The 18980-nt window shown below is 41.9% G+C and carries 14 protein-coding genes and 1 pseudogene; 11 read left to right on the top strand and 4 right to left on the bottom strand.

Going from position 1 to position 18980, the window contains the following annotated elements; genetic code table 11:
* From V7L31_RS03140 to V7L31_RS03110, 7 genes and pseudogenes are all read left to right on the top strand, one after another.
* Positions 1–135: pseudogene (locus V7L31_RS03140) on the top strand (photosystem II D2 protein (photosystem q(a) protein)); the annotation flags it as partial.
* 828 nt (positions 136–963) lie between these two features.
* Positions 964–1245 (top strand): 4a-hydroxytetrahydrobiopterin dehydratase, encoded by a 282-nt coding sequence (locus V7L31_RS03135; RefSeq protein ID WP_334694899.1) that lies wholly within the window; start codon positions 964–966, stop codon positions 1243–1245.
* 670 nt (positions 1246–1915) lie between these two features.
* Positions 1916–3619 carry an iron uptake porin gene (locus V7L31_RS03130; RefSeq protein WP_334694898.1) on the top strand — a complete coding sequence of 568 codons (1704 nt, stop codon included), beginning with the start codon at positions 1916–1918 and terminating at the stop codon, positions 3617–3619.
* 393 nt (positions 3620–4012) lie between these two features.
* The gene (locus V7L31_RS03125) at positions 4013–4450 is read left to right on the top strand and encodes an RrF2 family transcriptional regulator (RefSeq protein ID WP_292854554.1); all 438 of its coding nucleotides are present in this window, start codon (positions 4013–4015) and stop codon (positions 4448–4450) included.
* 216 nt (positions 4451–4666) lie between these two features.
* On the top strand, positions 4667–5629 hold the full coding sequence (cysK, locus tag V7L31_RS03120) for a cysteine synthase A (RefSeq protein WP_334694897.1): 963 nt from the start codon (positions 4667–4669) through the stop codon (positions 5627–5629).
* 15 nt (positions 5630–5644) lie between these two features.
* Entirely contained in the window at positions 5645–6367 is a 723-nt protein-coding gene (locus tag V7L31_RS03115; RefSeq protein WP_334694896.1) for a J domain-containing protein, read from the top strand.
* 121 nt (positions 6368–6488) lie between these two features.
* Complete coding sequence (locus V7L31_RS03110; RefSeq protein WP_334694895.1) at positions 6489–7361, top strand: 6-carboxytetrahydropterin synthase; 873 nt, start codon at positions 6489–6491, stop codon at positions 7359–7361.
* Between the two features lie 61 nt (positions 7362–7422).
* On the opposite strand, the gene V7L31_RS03105 is transcribed toward V7L31_RS03110, so the two are convergent.
* From V7L31_RS03105 to V7L31_RS03090, 4 genes are all read right to left on the bottom strand, one after another.
* Positions 7423–7980, bottom strand: a complete 558-nt coding sequence (locus tag V7L31_RS03105) for a Uma2 family endonuclease (RefSeq protein ID WP_334694894.1) — start codon at positions 7978–7980, stop codon at positions 7423–7425.
* 32 nt (positions 7981–8012) lie between these two features.
* On the bottom strand, positions 8013–8981 hold the full coding sequence (locus V7L31_RS03100) for a PrsW family intramembrane metalloprotease (RefSeq protein WP_334694893.1): 969 nt from the start codon (positions 8979–8981) through the stop codon (positions 8013–8015).
* Positions 8974–9897 (bottom strand): class I SAM-dependent methyltransferase, encoded by a 924-nt coding sequence (locus V7L31_RS03095; protein WP_334694892.1) that lies wholly within the window; start codon positions 9895–9897, stop codon positions 8974–8976. Before V7L31_RS03095 ends, V7L31_RS03100 begins: the two co-directional genes overlap by 8 nt.
* Before the next feature lie 208 nt (positions 9898–10105).
* Positions 10106–11785: a DUF3352 domain-containing protein gene (locus V7L31_RS03090; protein WP_334694891.1), complete on the bottom strand. Its 1680-nt coding sequence runs from the start codon at positions 11783–11785 to the stop codon at positions 10106–10108.
* Positions 11786–12336: 551 nt separating this feature from the next.
* Between V7L31_RS03090 and V7L31_RS03085 the strand changes: the two genes are divergently transcribed.
* The 4 genes from V7L31_RS03085 to V7L31_RS03070 all read left to right on the top strand — a co-directional run bounded on the left by V7L31_RS03085 (position 12337) and on the right by V7L31_RS03070 (position 18882).
* Positions 12337–14949: a M1 family metallopeptidase gene (locus V7L31_RS03085; protein ID WP_334694890.1), complete on the top strand. Its 2613-nt coding sequence runs from the start codon at positions 12337–12339 to the stop codon at positions 14947–14949.
* Positions 14950–15471: 522 nt separating this feature from the next.
* A complete protein-coding gene (locus tag V7L31_RS03080; RefSeq protein WP_334694889.1) occupies positions 15472–17196 on the top strand; it encodes an ABC1 kinase family protein in 1725 nt (574 codons plus the stop codon).
* Between the two features lie 29 nt (positions 17197–17225).
* The gene (locus V7L31_RS03075; RefSeq protein ID WP_334694888.1) at positions 17226–17600 is read left to right on the top strand and encodes a hypothetical protein; all 375 of its coding nucleotides are present in this window, start codon (positions 17226–17228) and stop codon (positions 17598–17600) included.
* A gap of 451 nt (positions 17601–18051) precedes the next feature.
* Complete coding sequence (locus V7L31_RS03070) at positions 18052–18882, top strand: PIG-L deacetylase family protein (RefSeq protein ID WP_334694887.1); 831 nt, start codon at positions 18052–18054, stop codon at positions 18880–18882.
* The last annotated feature ends 98 nt before the right edge of the window (positions 18883–18980 follow it).

Genomic DNA, 18980 nt, shown 5'->3' with positions numbered 1-18980 from the left:
CCTGAGTTTGAAACCTTCTATACCAAAAACATTTTGCTGAACGAGGGTATCCGCGCTTGGATGGCTCCTCAAGATCAACCCCACGAACAATTTGTCTTCCCTGAGGAAGTTCTACCACGTGGTAACGCTCTCTAAGAATTAAAATCCGGCTATGTCCTGAATTAGGATTGTGGTGGATAAAAATTGACACCACCCAGATGAAATAATCTCCTTGTAATTAACCAAGAAAGTGTCAATATTCGCCATTCTCTAAATAATCTCTCACCAAAAGGTGGGAGATTTTTTCTGTATATAGTTAATATCTCTAAATTTATGTGTTATGTTAGATGAAGGTTATAAACCCAGAGTAAATACTCTGCCCTTTGAAAACTAAGACCGCTTAGGCAATAAGGAGGTGATGCCCATGATAGAAAGTAGTAAATGCATGGGTCATCAGGTTGCAGTTAGCCGGCTGCGCGCCGGGGCTGTTCTCTAAAAGTTAGCCTTAGTCATCTTTGAGATACTAAGTTAGCTCAAGTAGCTAGGCAAGCTCGGAGTTCCTTCCGGCAGTCTGGTTGCAACCTGAAGACCCGCTAGACCGCTCTGACTTAGATCATCCGATCTAAATCAGGGCGGATAGTTTTTTATGGGTGACTTTTTTTTATTGGTTGCTTTTGAAAACTTTAAATGGAGATGCCTGTGGTAGTCACTAAGCTTTATCGTTGGCGCATCCTCGCGTAGAAAAGTTCAGGTAAAGCCAACAAATTTAAGTTTTTTTTAAAGATTAGTATCTTACATCCAACTTTGGGGACTGACCGGATTTGAGTAATAGTGTCTATCTACGAAGTCTGATTTAAATATACATACGTATTATGTCTTAATCTATCCTCCTATACTTTTTGTGTCGAGAATAAAAGAAATTTGCCTTTCTCAAATGCAAAATGTAACAAATAATATATAGTCTATAGTCAGGAATTTTTTGATATGGCACAACTACTCACCAAAGCGGAAATTCAAGAACAGGCAAAGGTTCTGGCAGATTGGACTGTTGAAGACTCCAAATTGCAGATTACCCGCACATTCAAAGATTTTATTGAAGCAATTGAGTTTGTCAATAAACTAGTAGAGCCAGCTGAGTCAGCGGGACATCATCCAGATATAGAGATTTCCTACAACAAAGTTAAGATTATACTCACAACACATGATGCAGGTGGGTTGACGCAGCCAGACTTTGATGTAGCGCGGGCGATTTCCCAAATCAACTAATTCAGGAGTGCTGAGTACTGTTAGCGGGGCGTTGAGCCAGTGCGATTATTAGGGAACTCTAAAAAATAAATTATTCAATAATATTTATTGTGGGGCAGGCAAGATGCGCACCCAGTCCATAGTGCGGGCGAGACACCCACCCCCACAAGAGTTAATTGGATATTTTTTATTTGTCACTCCCTTACTTTTTTTACTTTAAGCCGGGGCACTGTTTCGGTGAGAACGCTTTGCTTATGGTTATATAGCCAAAGAACTGTCTTCTAACTGAGGTGAACTTTATGCTCAGGCTAAGTAGAAGTAGTGATTTTTGATGAGAAGCTGCTCAGTGTCTAAAGCTTTCAGCAATTTAGCCAAGTAGGAGCAAATGCCCTAAACGCTACTCCCAGCTTAGATATTTAGATCGGTAGGTGTGACAGTTATTAAGGCGATCGCTCTAATCTTGTCATCTAGATCAGATGTTTTATAATGTTATGATATAAAGATATGTTTTTGCATAAGTTAATCACATCAGTTTTTAACCCCTAGTTAATCGTTTATTAGCTTTGCAAAAACTAAAATTGTAGTAGTGGCAACTATGCCTCATCCACAGGTTTCAGTAAAATGTCGCATTTTTGAGAATTAAGTGCAACGAAACCAATTATCTAAACAAGGTGTGAGGAGTAAAGTGAAGATGTCTAATCTATTGTGGAAATCCTTGGTGGTTAGCCCAGCAGTTTTGGGAGCAACATTGTTAGTTTCGACAACAGCAATGGCGGCTCCAAGCACAACCACTCAAGTATCACCAGCTAAACAACTAGGTGTATCTGAAGTTGCCCAACAGCCAGAAATCTTGGCTCAAACAACGATAGATCAAGTTAATCGCTACAGCAACGAAGGCAACCAAAATAATTCTCAGTCTCAAGTAACATCAGTTTCGCAATTTTCTGATGTACAACCCACTGACTGGGCATTCCAAGCATTACAGTCGTTGGTTGAGCGCTATGGTTGTATTGCAGGTTATCCGAATGCTACTTATCGCGGTAATCGTGCTTTAACCCGTTATGAATTTGCCGCTGGTTTAAATGCCTGTTTGGATCGGGTTAACGAATTAATTGCTACAGCTACAGCTGACTTGGTGACTAAGCAAGACTTAGCGACCTTGCAGCGGTTACAAGAAGAATTTTCCGCAGAATTGGCAACTCTACGCGGTCGCGTAGATTCCCTAGAAGCGCGGACTGCTGAATTGGAAGCTAATCAGTTCTCCACTACCACAAAACTAGTCGGTGAAGCCATTTTTGGTGTTACTGATGCATTTGGTGGTAGAAATGGTAACAATAATAATACTGTCTTCCAAGATCGGGTACGTTTAGACTTGCAAACGAGCTTTACTGGTAGAGACGTTTTACACACCCGTCTTGCTGCTGGTAATGCAATACCCTTTACACTAGATGGTAATAACACCGGTGCTGAAGGCACACAAACATTTCAAGTTGGTGCAGGTAGTGGTAGCAACAGTGTCCGTATAGACCGCTTGACTTATGAAGTTCCCATTGGACCAGCCAATGTTTACTTAGCAGCAAGTGGCGGACAGCATAGCCATTATGCTGCTGTCAACAATCCTTACTTTTTCGACAACACTGACGGTGGTAACGGCGCTTTATCTACCTTTGCTTCTGAAAGTCCCATCTATCGGATTGGTGGCGGTGCAGGTATAGCCCTGAATGTACCCCTTGGTAAAGGTGGCGGCATTCTAGGAAATAGCTCAATCACTGCGGGTTACTTGGCATCGAATGCTAATGATCCTGGTCTTAATTCAGGTCTGACGAACGGGAGTTATGCTGCTTTAGGACAGTTGAACTTTAGTGTTGGCGATCGCGTGGCTTTAGCTGCAACTTACGTCCACGGGTATAATGCCGGCGGTGGTTCGTTGTTCAACTCAACTGCGGTAAACGGAAACGGAATTGGACCAGCAGTCGGTACTAATCAAGCTAACACTTTAATAAATGCAGGTTCCAGCAATTCCTACGGTGTAGAGGCTGCCTTTAGACCTAGTGACAAGCTATCAGTTAGTGGCTTCGTCTCTTACCACGAGGTCACTGGCTTCGGTGCGAATGATGATTTTAACGCTTGGAGCTATGGTCTTGGAGTAGCCTTACCTGATTTCGGTAAAAAGGGTAACGTTCTAGGTATCTTCGCTGGTGCAGAACCCTATTCCTTTAACCGACCAGGTTTTGTTGGTAACAATGTACCATATCACTTTGAAGGCTTCTACAAGTATCGTGTATCAGATAACATCTCAATCACCCCTGGTGTAATTTGGTTGACTTCTCCTGGTCAAAACAGCGCTAACGACGATGCAATTATCGGTACGCTGAGAACAACTTTCACCTTCTAGGGTGTTGACTATCCACTAGCAATTTTTAAATCTATTTGTCCCCGCCTCATGGCGGGGCTTTTTATTTTCAGTAGCAGCAATGGATAATCCCCAGTAGTTAACCGGAGTATACTAGAAAAAGTTAGGAGTTATGACGGGTTTTATATGAATGGACCAGAGTAAGGTGGTCATTGTAATGCCCACTTTACAAGTGACTTATGCCGTGAGCATCTTTTTCTGAGTGAGCTTTTCTAATAGAGGTTAGCAGTATAAAGTTACATTTTGTGTAATGTCCTAACTCTGGCAATTGTATTTTGAATTTTGGATTTTAGATTGAAGGAAAAATCTCAAATCCAAATTAAATAACTCCTAACTCTTAACTCCTAATTTTTAACCCCTAACTTATTGCTGCTTGTGGAACTATCTTGTAAATCGGAATACGCAATTCTCGCTCTATTAGAAATGGCCGCTCATTACGAAAGTGGCGAACCGCTGCAAATTCGACAAATTGCAGCACAACAAAACATACCCGATCGCTATCTAGAACAGCTACTAGCAACCTTGAGGCGTGGTGGTATAGTCAAAAGTCAGCGCGGATCAAAAGGTGGCTATCTGTTAACGCGAGAACCACGGAAAATCATTGTTTTTGAGATTTTAGAATGTTTAGAAGGCTTGGAGGCGGGTACTGGTCAAGAAAATATTAATCCCAAAACGCTAGACAGTTCGGTTATAGAAGAAATTTGGCAAGAAGCAAGTCGCGCGGCAAATTCAGTGTTGCAAAAATATACACTCCAGGATCTTTGTGAAAAAAGAGATTCGCGGCGGCAGTTGGATATCATGTACTACATTTAGTAATTGGTCATTGGTCATTTGTTAATGACTAATTACTAATGACTAATAACAAAGTAAGTGGGTAGGAATAAATCAAACTATGTTACGCGATGTAAATATAATTAAATTAGCTCGTAGTAAGCGGCTTTTCGCCTGAGAATAGGCTGTAGCTGCTGATTACAAACCTTTCATTATTAATACCCACTTACTTAATAACTAATAACTAAGGACTAAATTATGCGAATAGCTCGTAACATTACAGAACTGGTTGGTCGTACACCTCTAGTGCAGTTGAACCGCATTCCCCAAACAGAAGGATGTGTTGCGGAAATTGTGGTGAAGTTGGAAAGTATGAACCCCTCGGCATCAGTCAAAGACCGGATTGGGGTGAGTATGATTAACGCCGCAGAGGAAGACGGACTAATTACTCCTGGGAAGACAGTATTGGTAGAACCCACCTCTGGAAACACAGGAATTGCCCTAGCAATGGCAGCAGCAGCTAAGGGTTATCGATTAATTTTGACAATGCCAGAAACGATGAGTGCAGAACGACGAGCAATGTTGCGGGCTTATGGAGCAGAACTAGAGCTAACGCCAGGAATGGAGGGCATGAGTGGAGCAATTCAGAGGGCGGAGCAAATGGTTAATACTACGCCAAATACTTATATGTTGCAGCAGTTCCGCAATCCAGCCAATGCAAAAGTGCATCGGGAAACAACCGCAGAGGAAATCTGGGAAGATACTGATGGACAGGTAGATATAATCGTGGCGGGAGTGGGTACAGGTGGTACGATCAGTGGTGTCGCAGAAGTAATTAAAGCACGCAAGCCTAGTTCTAAAGCGATCGCAGTTGAACCAGCCAATAGCCCAGTTTTATCTGGGGGACGACCGGGGCCCCACAAAATTCAGGGCATTGGCGCTGGGTTTATTCCTCAAGTGTTAAAGATAAAATTGATTGATGAAGTGATTGCCGTCACCGATGAAGAAGCGATCGCCTACAGTCGGCGTTTGGCAAAAGAAGAAGGGCTACTATCTGGTATTTCCAGTGGAGCCGCTTTATGTGCAGCAATTCGTCTTGGGCAACGTCAAGAAAACAAAGGGCGTTTAATTGTGATGATTCAGCCCAGTTTTGGTGAGAGGTATTTAAGTACACCGTTGTTCCAAGACCTGGATGCAAGGTTAGCCGCTAGCGTTAGTTAACGCTACATTGAATTAATGGTCAATTCTAAGCACGTTTCTAACCATTACGAAACTCTCAAAGTTAGTCCAAGTGCAAGCCTTGCGGAGATTAAGCAAGCTTATCGCCGCTTGGTTAAGTTATTTCATCCTGACAGTAATCAGGATACAGCCGATCGCGAGGAAATTATCCGCATTAATGCAGCTTATGAAGTCTTAGGCGATAACCAAAATCGCCGCAATTATGACCAAGAACTGCAAGATGATTCTCACAAATTAAATAGCGATGTCTACGACGGGCTAGGCCTACGCCAACAGCGTACAGCATCAGCCCAAAATCATTACCAGACAAGACGAAAAACTGGGCGGGATGTTGATGAGCAAGTTGAAGTATGGCTGCGGCAAGTTTACCAACCAGTTAATCGCTTACTTTGTAACATTCTCTATTCGTTAGAAGAACAAATGGATCAATTAGCGGCTGATCCCTTTGATGATGAATTGTTGGATGAATTTCAGGAATACTTACAAGCCTGTCGAGATGACCTCAAGCAGGCACAAATTACTTTTCGCTCCCTGCCGAATCCGCCTAGTTTAGCAAGAACGGCGGCTCATCTTTACTACAGCCTCAATCAAGTAGCAGATGGACTTGATGAATTAGGTTACTTTCCTTTGAATTACGATGAGCGTTATTTACACACAGGTCAAGAATTATTCCGCATAGCTACGGGATTACACTGTGAAGCACAAGCTTCTGTTACATAGTTATTGGGCATTGGGCATGGGTCAATTTCGCCGGATTACTAATGACTAATGACTAAGAAATTGGTTTATGCTGGAAACAGAAAAAGGTTAAGAAATTTTAAATTCTGCTCATAGTGTACTCATGCCATGTATTGTTAATCGCCGCGCCCAGTTTTCAGCAAGTCATCGCTATTGGTTGCCAGAACTGAGTGAAGCCGAGAATATTGAGAAATTTGGTGCTGGCTCTAGATTTCCGGGACACGGACATAACTATGTCTTGTTCATCTCCCTAGCTGGGGAATTGGATGAATATGGTATGGTGCTGAACTTATCTGATGTGAAACACGTAATTAAACAAGAAGTTACCAATCAATTGGACTTCTCTTATCTCAACGATGTGTGGGCAGAATTTCAACAAACTCTGCCCACTACTGAGAATATTGCACGGATTATCTGGCAACGACTAGCACCACACTTGCCTTTAGTCCGTGTGCAGTTATTTGAACATCCTGAACTTTGGGCAGATTATATGGGAAACGCAATGGAAGCTTACCTCACCATCAGTACTCACTTTAGCGCCGCCCATCGGCTAGCTCATCCTAATCTCAGTAACGAAGAAAACACGCTTGTTTATGGTAAGTGCGCTCGTCCCCACGGTCACGGACACAACTATCATCTAGAAGTCACTGTCAAAGGGAAAATTGACCCGCGTACTGGCATGATTATTGATTTAGGTGCCCTGAATCAAGCAGTGGAAGATTATGTGGTAGAGCCATTCGATCACACCTTTTTAAACAAAGACATTCCTTACTTTGCCGAAGTTGTGCCCACTGCTGAGAATATCGCACTTTACATTAGTAATTTACTGCGATCGCCTATTGAAGAATTGGGAGCTAAACTTTACAAAGTAAAACTGATTGAAAGTCCCAATAACTCCTGCGAAATCTATTGCACGGAGTCTGAATCTGATTCAGCCAGTGCAGCCGTGAATCAGCCAGTATTGGCGCGAGTTTAGCTAATTGAAAATTAGGCATAGGACATAGGGAATTTATATCATCCCCATGCCCAATGCCCAACTAAAAAAGTTTACTAACTAAGCAGTTAAAACCAGGCAGCAAAGGACTTGTCAATTCATCTTGACTAAATAAAGTAGCTGCTAGCTTTAATGCAGCCTGTTCACGTCGATAAACCTCAACTTTCTTCTGTACAGAATCGCAAATCCAATATTCTTGAACCCCTTGCACTGAGTACAGCTTCAGCTTTGTTTCCCTGTCACGTTTCTCGTTTTTCTCGCCGGGTGAGAGAACTTCTACAACTAACTCTGGTGCGCCCGTCAGGTGTCCAGCTTCATCTAGCAAGTTTTTTAAGCGTTCATGACTTGCCCATACCACATCAGGGATCACATTATCCGAATCTGAGAAAATAATACCAGGTGCGATCGCAGCTTTACCTAAACCAGTTTCATCTGACCAAATCTTAAGAACTGTAGCAATATTGACGCAGCTTGATTGATGATCCCAGCTAGGTGATTTAGTCACAAATAGTTCTCCATCAATAATCTCATAGCGATTTCTGCGATCGCTAGCAAATAGCTCTAGGTCAGCAGTCGTCCAACGCACTGGAGTTGTTTGCATAGAAACCCCCTAGCCTTTTTTTAATCATACTTTTAAAAATACCGACGACGGGCGGAATGTCGCAAATAGCGATAAATGCCCCAAGCTAAAACTCCAAAAAAGAGATTTAGTAAAAAGCGACTAACTATAAACCACAAAATATCACTTTCAAAAAGCTTCGACGGACTCAAAGGGCTAACAGTCCTGGCTAAGAGAAACAGACCAAAAATAGCATTTCCACCCAGCACGAGGGCAAACAGCACTAAACTCCTCTGCCAGTAACGGCGCTGAATTGTACGGTCTGAAATTAGGGTAATTACAGCTTTACCCTGCACTTTTCGCAGTAATTGTTCTAGTCGCCAAAACATCCACAACAGAAAGGGAAATAAACCATAACTCAGGAAACGTAAGGGTAGTGAGTAACGCCAAGCACTAGATAGGACATTAACTAGGGCATGGCAGATTACAGAATTTAGCCAAGCCCTAAAAATAAACTTCTTGTCTCGATTTAACCGAGTATTAGAGGAAATATAAATTCCTAAAGCATATCCCCAAGGAGCAGAGAACATAGCGTGGACTGGTGTGCCAATAGTCCGGTCAAGAATTGATGCGGTATCGTGGAAAAGGTAAATCCAGTTCTCTTCGGCAGTGAATCCAAGGGCAACGGCGATGGTGAAGAGGAAAACCGTCGAGTGAAGTAATCGATATTTGCGTTGCAGATAGTAAGTTGGGATAAAAACCGCAGCTAACTTGCAGCCTTCTTCAATTGTGCCTACTTCCACAAGCTGCCGCAAGGCTATACCAGGAAGCCAACGTTTGAACTGTTGCCAGTCTACAAAATAGTTCGCTACAGTTTCAAAAACCCATTCGAGGCTAAGGGCTAAGATCCCAGCTATTGCCCCAGTGATAAAGAATATCAGTAACTTTAACAGAGGTGGAGCAAATGGCACTCGACAGTAGTAGTAGCCTAGCAGCAGCAAAGGTGGTATTACTGCCCACAACACTAGAGATAAATCAACCACTCACCTGAGCAATCACTGTACGGTGACGGTGGGTGTTGTTGGTGATAGTAGGAGTTTGGAAACCCGCCTCAACAATAGCTTGCTCAATGTCCAAAGCGAAGTATTCATCTAAATACGGTTCAGTACTTTTGAGCAAAGTCAAAATGTAGGCTGGCATTTTTTTGTAAACTTCAGATTTTGGATTCATATCCATGATTGCCAAGTAGCCACCTGGACGCAGCAAGCGCCGCATTTCAGCTAAAATCTGTCGGGTTGCCGATTGTGGCAATTCATGGCACATCAGGAAAATGGAAACTAAATCAAAAGAGGCATCAGGTAGCCCGGTAGATTCCGCTTGGGCATGAAGCCAGTTAATATTAGCTTGACGTTGCCCAGCGCGGTAATTGGCAACGGCTAAAAAGTAGGGAGACAAGTCCAAGCCTGTAATTTTGGTATGGGGATAAACTGCTTGTAGGGCAAAACTACTCAAGCCAACACTACACCCGACATCTAAGATGTCTTGCGGCTCATTGGGAATTTGACTTTTCAGGATATTGTGGTAACTCTGGCGCAGCATCGGATCGCCTTGTGCGTCTTCAGCGTCTTGCCAAATCTTCGCGTGGACAGCGTAAGCAGCAGGTTCTACCTCAAAAGCGGCTTGCCAACTGAGATTTCCGGTTTCGTAGGCATGGAATGAGGTTACATAGTAATCGGGATAGGAAAGCTGAGGATTTTCTACTTGAGCTAACTCGTCCTTCCAATCAAGCGCCTGTAGTGTTTTGACTTCTTGCGTCCAAGGCACACCAATTCTTTCAGCACGTTTAATCATCATTTGTCTAGCTTGATGCTTGGCTAGGTTAGCTAAAGGCTGGATTGCCAGTATGCCATTTACCAAACGGGAAGCTAAACCAGGATTAGTGTTTACAGCAACAGTCATAAATCAGTTTGCATTTGAAGAGCCTTTTCTACTTATGACATAGTTGCTGGAGGCCAGTCTAGATGCAAATTGAAAAACATTCTGGGGACTGGGGAAGAAGCAAGGGAGCAGGGGGCAGGGAGCAGGGGAGAAAAGTTTTCCCCTCAGCAACCAGCAGCACCCCGCCCATCTGCCTCTTTTTAATGCCCCATACCCCATGCCCCATACCCTATTTTGCCGTAGGCTTGAGAGCTAACAACATCTCTAATTGACTGGTAGATTTATCAGGGCTATTGGCGGTAAAACCAAGGCCACGAATAGAATTCAGAATAGTGACGGTATCAGCGTTAGATGATACAAAACTATTAATCAGGGGCACAGTTTTAGTTTTATCCATATCCAGGTAGAAATAGCCGCCGTTGGGCTTTTGCAAAGAACCAGTAACGGCTTTGAAGGCGTCGCTAGTATCAAGGGATGGATTTTTACGATCGCTAACTACATCAGCAATTGGGCCACCAAGAGCGACAAATACAGTATCTTGATCTAGCCAACCATGTGCTAATAAAGCTCCTTGTCGGGGGATTTGCCATTCAGTTACGTCTTTACCACCGATATTTCTATTGGCGACGTTGATTTGTTGGGTTTTGGCAAGGGTATCCAATTTTGTCAATGTGGCTTCGGCAGTTTTGCGATCGCTAGTATCAAATACTAAAGCACCGCCAAAACCAACACTCGCTAATACTCCTTGATTTGATGGAATCGCACCAAGGGCGAATTCCCCATTCATCCAGCCAAAAACATCCTTATCCAGGTCAATATTCACGAGTTTCAGTTGTCCTCGCGCTTGTTCCAGAGCTTGCTTCATTTCTGGATAATCTTTTGATTGTTCTACTAGCGTTTCCCAGCTACGGCTGATGCCATTACCGCTAATCAGAGCAAAGGTATTAGTCGGAAATTGTCCGACTATATTCCCAGGACTTGATTGATACTGAAATTTATTTAGTTGCGGATCTAAATTAGCGATCGCTTTTACCCGCACTCCGGCATCATCAACACCAATACCCGCTACCACAGATTTGATCTGCTTTAGTTGCGTCAAGGTTTGCGGAGGTAATTGCTTTGCCTGCGGATTTGCAGCTACTAATTGCTGTACCATTCCGGCATAGTCTGGTACATAAATTTGGGCAAGGCTGTTTTTAACATCCACTCCTTTCAGAATGCTGCTAGCACCTTCTTTACTCGCGAAAGAAGACTGTCCTTTAAACGTATCAATTGCTTTTTCTACAGCTTGCTTTTCGGGGGCTAATACCAGCTGACTATTATTTAAAACTACGCTATATGTCGGCTTGCCATTTTGGGTAGTTTCGACAATTTTTTGACCTTGATAGTCAGATTCTTGTAATTTCACCCCTTTTTGTGACTTCAATTTGTTAGCAAAATTCAACGCGCTAAGTTTGTCTTTGATTCCCACTATTATCAGGATATTAGCTTCCTGCTCTAAATTTGCTGGTACATTAGGTGCGCCAGAGGGTACATTTAACTGTGCTGGTTTTACAGGATTTGGTGGCAGTACAGCAATCATCACACCACCAGCCCAAGGCTTGATGTCTTTTTCATAAGAAACGTTACTATCACTGAACATTTGCTTATTAAAATCTTCCAGACCTTTCGCCACTAATTTTTGTGCTTCTGGAGTGCCAAACTGCTGTAATTTTGCCCAAGCTTCAGGGTCAGTAGTAATATAAGTTGCCATCAATGCTGTTGAAGGTACTACCTTAGCACTACCTAGAGCGTCTGAACTACCTCCCGATGGGCCGCCTTTAAAATACGTATAAGCTACTATACTTCCTACTACAACTACAGCAGCACCAACAGCAGGAATGAGAAATTTTGATTTACTTTCAGGCATTTTATTATCCTCTTTTGCTCAGATTGTCACCGAGATTTATACAAGTGTCACTGTAGAGTTTTCGGATTTATTAATATTTTCCGCTTATTGATCGGTATTTACTGATAAAATTAGTAGTCCTATAAGTTAGCAGTCTAAGAATTACCTCTCAAAAATAATTCCAAGAGATGATGAGCAAATCCGCAAATGATATGCTGTTCCTCTCAAACAAAATAGCCTGATTAGTAGCAACAAGCTATCCTAAGTTATAAGAATAATTAGGAGTATTTGTACTTAATGAGAATTTATCGAGGTGCAAGAGACTCTTGACTCAATGACCAAAAAGTGCAAAACATCAGGAAAAATAAATGCGGTAGGGATATGGAAAAATTCCCAGGTTCGCTAGCCGATCTTCGGAAGTTCGGGTGAGATTTATTTCAATCCCCCAATCCCCAAGGTGAATTTTCACCTCCATAATGCCCTATTAATTTGGGAAATACAGATACCGCTATTTAGCTTAACAACATCCAACCAAGCCAGACTTTTCAGGATTACAAGGTCAGTAAGGATCAATGTCGAAGTCTTATTTTGATACAGATAATAACGGACACAAACCTTTTGAGTTACCGGGAGCAAGACCACACTACAACCCCGATCGCCCCGGACAAGTAGAGCATATTTTTCTCGATCTCAGTTTGGATATTCCTAAGCAAAGCTATCAGGGCAGTTGTAGCACTCGCCTCTTACCAATCCGTAATGGCATTGATCGTTTAACTTTGGATGCTGTCAACCTGAATATTGAATCTGTGCAGGTGGACGAAGTGCCACAAAATTTTGACTATGACGGGGAACAGCTTTCCATTCAACTTTCTGAGGCAACCCAGGTTGGTAAACGCTTGCTGATTGCGATCGCTTACTCCGTAGCAAAACCGCAACGCGGGATTTACTTTATCCAACCAGACAAGCACTACCCAAACAAGCCTACTCAAGTTTGGACTCAGGGAGAAGACGAAGACTCTCGTTTTTGGTTCCCCTGCTTTGACTATCCAGGACAACTGTCTACTTCGGAAATTCGTGTCCGTGTTCCCAATCCTCTCGTGGCGATTTCCAACGGCGAATTAATTGACACCACAGAAGATGGTGATTACAAAATCTATCATTGGTCACAACAACAAGTTCATCCTACCTACTTGATGACTTTAGCAGTAGGTGATTTTGCGGAAATTCGGGATGAGTGGAAGGGTAAACCAGTCACCTACTATGTAGAGAAGGGACGGGAAGAAGATGCTAAACGCAGCATGGAAAAAACTCCCCGGATGATTGAATTTTTGAGTCAAAAGTATGGTTATCCCTACCCTTTCCCGAAATACGCTCAAGTTTGCGTCGATGACTTCATCTTTGGCGGCATGGAAAACACCTCCGCAACGCTGTTAACAGATAGATGTTTGCTGGATGAACGGGCTGTTTTAGATAACCGCAATACCGAAGCTTTAGTAGTCCACGAACTCGCGCACCAGTGGTTTGGTGATTTGGTAGTGATTAAGCATTGGTCTCATGCTTGGATTAAAGAAGGGATGGCTTCTTATTCTGAGGTGATGTGGACAGAACAAGAATATAGCCTCCCAGAAGCAGCTTACTATCGTTTATTGGAAGCTCGTCGTTACTTAAGCGAAGATAGCAGCCGTTATCGCCGGCCGATGGTAACGCACGTTTACAGAGAAGCTATTGAACTTTACGATCGCCACATCTATGAAAAAGGGTCTTGTGTTTATCACATGATTCGCACCCAATTGGGAGATGAATTATTTTGGCAGGCAATTCAAACATTTGTCCAAGATAATGCTCACAAAACCGTAGAGACAATAGACTTACTCAGGGCGATTGAAAAAGCTACCGGACGTAATCTTTCGTTCCTCTTTGACCAATACGTTTATCGTGGTGGTCATCCCGATTTTAAAGTAGCTTACTCTTGGGATGGGGATGCCAATTTGGCAAAAATAACAGTAACTCAAACCCAAGCTGCTGAGGGTAAAAATGGCAGTAAGGATTTGTTTGATTTAAAAATACCTATCGGTTTTGGTTATGTACAGCAGGATTCATCTGCCAAAGCCAGCACTTCATTTTCAGCACTGACTACTTTCACAGTGCGCGTGAATGAACGCGAACAAAGCTTCTATTTTCCCCTAGAAAATAAGCCCCAATTTATCAGCTTTGATGTTGGGAATAATTACCTAAAAACAGTAGCTTTAGAATATCCAATCGCGGAGTTAAAAGCACAGTTAGAATTTGATCCCGACCCAATTTCGCGTATTTATGCAGCAACAGCTTTGGCGAAAAAAGGCGGATTGGAAGCAATCATTGCACTGTCTAAGTCGCTCAAAAATGACCCATTGTGGGGTGTGCGTGTGGAAGTGGCGAAGCAACTAGCCAAAATCAATTTAGATCAAGCTTTTGATGCCTTAGTCGCTGGGTTAAAAGATAAAAATGCTTACGTGCGACGATCTGTAGTGGAAGCACTTAATCAAATCAAAACTGCTGAAAGCTATAAACTGTTGAGAGGAATCTTGCAAAAGGGCGATCCTAGCTATTACGTGGAAGCTGCTGCTTCTCGTGTAATTGGGGCGATTGCATCCGCAAACTTGGAAGACAAACCCAAGGAAGACAAGGTATTAAAGCTGCTGAAATCAGTTTTAGAAGAAAAAGCAGGTTGGAATGAAGTTGTGCGGAGTGGGGCTGTTGCTGGTTTAGCTGAATTCAAAACCTCAGAAGCAGCTTTAAATATACTGATCGAATACACCAAACTCGGTGTAGCACAACCCCTACGTTTAGCCACAATTCGCGCTTTAGGAAAGATTTCTGTTGGTCAAAGTCCGGCTAATTTGGAACGGATTTTAGAAAAATTAACAGAACTAGCCAAAGAAACCTTCTTTTTAACCCAAGTAGCGGTAGCCGCAGCCTTAGGACAAATGGAAACACCTAAAGCAGTGGGTATTTTGCGATCGCTAGTTGAACAAACAGCTGATGGGCGTGTACGTCGTTCTGCTGAAGAAGAAATCTCCAAGGTGCAAAAGAATATTGGTTCAGAAAAAACTCTACGTCAATTGCGGGAAGATTTCGACCAACTCAAACAACAAAACCAGGAATTGAGAAGCCGTTTAGAAAACTTGGAGGCCAAATCTAAATAACACTACATGATAATTAAAAGTAGCTAATTGGTAATTGGTAATTGGGGCGAAACCACTACCAATTACTAAATTTTTACTTAACCTAGTAATTTTTATTGTGGACACGCTAAATATCGTATTTTCCACTTAAATCGCAGGGTATAAATAAACATAATACCAAGATCCCCGACTTCTATTAGAAGTCGGGGATCTTTATGTTGTAAGTGGTTACTGAGTTCTCATATCTTCCTTCAATTTGCATACATAAGCAAATATCTATATTTATATAAAGGATAGTTAAGAAAAGATAAAATCGTCTAGAGGCTGGATAATTAGTTGTAGTTTTATAAAGTATAATTAAGAAAAAGATAAACAAATCTAGGCAGTATATAGATACTAAAATCGCCTCGAACACTATGCCCAAAGGTAGAGTTCTAGTTGTTTTAGATAAAAAACTACCGGTATCCTGAACTTGCAACTAACTTGTGAGTCAAGAGAAAAACAATCATTGTAAATTTTTCAGTTGAAGAGGCAAAAAAAGGCGTGGGTCAGTATCAACCTACTCAGCTAAAACTCTATAATCCAGATGCGATCGCTCGCTACTATAGTTACCGCCCCTGGTTAGCTTGGGGGCGACTGCTGAGAATTATCTCCTCTTTTGCAGGATTTATATTCAATCTGAAGTGGGACGAATGGCAAGATAAAGTTGAGCAGAACAAGGGTAAACGAGCTATCCAGTTGCGAGAACTGCTCACCAACCTCGGCCCGACTTTTATCAAAGTTGGTCAAGCTCTCTCCACCAGACCAGACCTGATACGCAAAGACTTCTTAGAAGAACTGATCAAGTTACAAGATCAGTTACCACCTTTCGATAATGCGATCGCTTACCAGATAATTGAAACTGAACTAGACCGCCCCATTCACGAAAGCTTTAGCGAACTCTCACCTAACCCAGTCGCGGCTGCTAGCTTGGGTCAAGTATACCGAGGTCGTTTAATTAGCGGCGAAGAAGTCGCTGTCAAGGTGCAACGCCCCAACTTACACCCGGTAATCACACGCGACCTATATCTGATGCGTTGGGCGGCAAGTTGGCTAGCTCCTTGGTTGCCTTTAAATCTCGGCCATGACCTGACTTTAATTGTGGACGAGTTTGGCATAAAGTTATTTGAAGAAATTGACTATATTAATGAAGGCCGCAACGCCGAGAAATTTGCCAGCAACTTTCGCAACGACCCGCAAGTAAAAGTTCCAGGCATTTACTGGCGTTATACCAGTACCCACGTTTTAACCCTGGAATGGATTGATGGCTTTAAGCTGACGGATACTCAACACATCCGCGAAATAGGTTTAGACCCAGAAGCAATTATCCAAATTGGCGTTACCTCAGGATTGCAACAGCTTTTAGAATATGGCTTCTTTCATGCTGACCCTCATCCTGGTAACTTGTTTGCCGTGCCTGATGGTCGTATGGCTTACATTGACTTCGGTATGATGGATCAGTTGGAAGAAGGCACCAAAGAAACATTGGTAGATGCGCTAGTGCATTTGGTGAATAAAGACTACACCGATTTAGCCGAAGACTTTGTAAAATTAGGCTTTCTGACTCCAGACACGAATATTTGTCCAATAGTGCCAGCATTAGAAGCAGTGCTAGGAAACGCTATTGGTAAAAATGTCAAGGATTTTAACTTCAAAACTATTACCGATGAATTTTCGGAACTGATGTATGAATATCCTTTCCGAGTCCCAGCGAAGTTTGCTTTGATTATTCGTTCCCTGGTAACTCAAGAAGGTATCGCTCTGAGCCTTAACCCAGATTTCAAAATTGTGGAAGTGGGTTATCCCTACATAGCGCGGCGGTTGCTGACAGGGGAATCACCAGAATTACGGCGGCGGTTATTGAATGTGTTGTTCAAAGATGGTAAATTTCAGTGGCAGCGGTTAGAGAATTTAATTGCGATCGCACGTACTGATAACAACTTTGATGTATTGCCCACAGCCCAAATGGGATTCCAATTCTTAATGTCGGAAGAAGGCAAGTTTCTCCGGCGCCAGCTGGTGCTTGCTCTCACCGAAGATGACCGCCTGCACACCGAAGATGTCCAACGCCTGTGGAACCTGGTTAAAGATGACTTAAAACCAGATCGTTTATTCAATGTAGCGATCGGTATTTTAACAGACTTATCCAGAGAAGGCGCAGCGGCTATCCTCCCAAAAGCTACATTACTTGGATCTTTTGCTGAAAACCAGTCAACAAATACAAACTAAAAAATCTTTAATATAAATCAGGAGTTTTCATGTACTATTTCCCTGAGCAACCGCCTTATTTTCTCTTACTGGTTGGTTTTCTGACGGCATTAACATCTGGTTTAGCATTATCTGGCACTTTAAAATTAATTGTGCAGAAATGGCCAAGCCAGCGTACAGAAAATACTAAACCGCGTTCTTCACTGAAACAACTACTTGTACCATTTATCGGCATAACTGGCGGTACTTGCCTATTTCTCTCTTCAGGCTTAGAGATATTTGGCTTTCCCTCCTCTTTAGCTTTAGGAGTTGGTCTACCAATTAGTCTCTTTACTTGTTTATTAGTTTGGTTGCAGTTGGGAAGTATGATGACTTTTATAGAACGTGAAGGTATGCAATCTTTAGATTTAGATTCTTTTTCTTAGATTGGTAACAATATGTTTAAGTTATTATTAACTGAACTGTCTTGAGGTTTAGGATACTTCAGTAATATACCAATAAACCCAAATGCTCACCATACCTGGTGAGCATTTATACTTTTGTTTAAGCACTCGTCGATGCTTTGTACAAATGCAATTAGTCGCATATTAACATATTTTAGAGATTATATAAATTTAGTAATTAGATAAAAATAAGTACTATTACAGTAGTCAGTTTCCACATTGTATATGTGAATATAGTGTTTGATTTAAATCGGAGGACGCTGCATAATTCTGCTGTCTCTAAACCCCAAATTTATTAGAAAGCTTGAATAAATAGGGGTCAAAAACTACCAAAATCTATATTGCACAAGAATTACAGCAGTTTTAAGTATGACTCTAAGTCAAAACGATTGTATACCGGAACAGTTCATATTTGACAATCATATCTGATGCTATGAAAATAAGATATCTTCTTCACCGCTTAAAGTTAGGTCTGCATAACAAGTGGTGGTTGTTGAATTATAAATTTCGAGAACTACTGATTAAACTACAGTTCTATTGGCTTCTGTATCAAGGGAGTCAACAACTAAATATTAACCAGAAATCGGTAATTGTATTTTCTCCTCACCAAGATGATGAAGCACTAGGTTGTGGGGGTATGATTGCACTCAAGCGAGAACAAGGGATACCAATTAAAGTTGTTTTTATTACAGATGGAGGAGGTTCTCATCGAGGTCATACTAAGATTTCGCGTTCAGAAATTGTTCAAATTCGTAGAGAAGAAGCGCTAGCAGCTTTGAAAATTTTAGGGGTGGAATCAACAGATATTCACTTTCTTGATAAATGTGATGGTGCATTATCTAAAATGACAGAAACTGAACAACAGCAAACCATTGAAGAAATTGCCCAATTATTAGGTAGTTTTAAACCACAAGAGGTGTACGTTACTCACAAACAGGATCGCAGCCCAGATCATGAAACTACTTATCAATTGGTTAAAGCTGCTATTGCTAAAGCAGAAGTGACAGTAGAATTGTGGCAATATGCCATCTGGTTGCTTTGGAAGTCTTTATTATTTAGCAGCCTGAAATTTGATGAATTACTAGGCGCTCATCGAGTTGCAATTCATCAAGTGCAATCTAAGAAAAAGCAGGCTATTGAAATTTACCGTTCTCAATATTTACCTATAGATGCTGAATCGAGTGCCGTACTTCCCCCTGGTTTCCTCTGGAGGTTTTTCTTGCCTTATGAGGTTTTTTTCAAATCAGACTCTGGTCAAGAATAAAAAAGGCTTTTTATCTTGTTTGTAGAATAAAATCCTGTACCTAATTCAATACTTATCAGTAAATGCGGAAATAAAAAGGGTTTTAATTTACTTTTACC

The sequence above is a fragment of the Nostoc sp. genome, assembly GCF_036916655.1.
Taxonomy (GTDB): domain Bacteria; phylum Cyanobacteriota; class Cyanobacteriia; order Cyanobacteriales; family Nostocaceae; genus Nostoc.
Note: the sequence above shows the minus strand (reverse complement) of the source record. Positions and strands in the feature narration are given on the sequence as shown.

Excerpts from the sequence above, each read along its gene's own strand:
- V7L31_RS03085 (WP_334694890.1), top strand. The coding sequence starts at position 12,337 with ATGTCGAAGTCTTATTTTGATACAGATAATAACGGACACAAACCTTTT.
- V7L31_RS03090 (WP_334694891.1), bottom strand. The coding sequence starts at position 11,785 with ATGCCTGAAAGTAAATCAAAATTTCTCATTCCTGCTGTTGGTGCTGCT.
- V7L31_RS03115 (WP_334694896.1), top strand. The coding sequence starts at position 5,645 with ATGGTCAATTCTAAGCACGTTTCTAACCATTACGAAACTCTCAAAGTT.
- V7L31_RS03110 (WP_334694895.1), top strand. The coding sequence starts at position 6,489 with ATGCCATGTATTGTTAATCGCCGCGCCCAGTTTTCAGCAAGTCATCGC.
- cysK (WP_334694897.1), top strand. The coding sequence starts at position 4,667 with ATGCGAATAGCTCGTAACATTACAGAACTGGTTGGTCGTACACCTCTA.
- V7L31_RS03095 (WP_334694892.1), bottom strand. The coding sequence starts at position 9,897 with ATGACTGTTGCTGTAAACACTAATCCTGGTTTAGCTTCCCGTTTGGTA.
- V7L31_RS03130 (WP_334694898.1), top strand. The coding sequence starts at position 1,916 with ATGTCTAATCTATTGTGGAAATCCTTGGTGGTTAGCCCAGCAGTTTTG.
- V7L31_RS03135 (WP_334694899.1), top strand. The coding sequence starts at position 964 with ATGGCACAACTACTCACCAAAGCGGAAATTCAAGAACAGGCAAAGGTT.
- V7L31_RS03075 (WP_334694888.1), top strand. The coding sequence starts at position 17,226 with ATGTACTATTTCCCTGAGCAACCGCCTTATTTTCTCTTACTGGTTGGT.
- V7L31_RS03105 (WP_334694894.1), bottom strand. The coding sequence starts at position 7,980 with ATGCAAACAACTCCAGTGCGTTGGACGACTGCTGACCTAGAGCTATTT.
- V7L31_RS03070 (WP_334694887.1), top strand. The coding sequence starts at position 18,052 with ATGAAAATAAGATATCTTCTTCACCGCTTAAAGTTAGGTCTGCATAAC.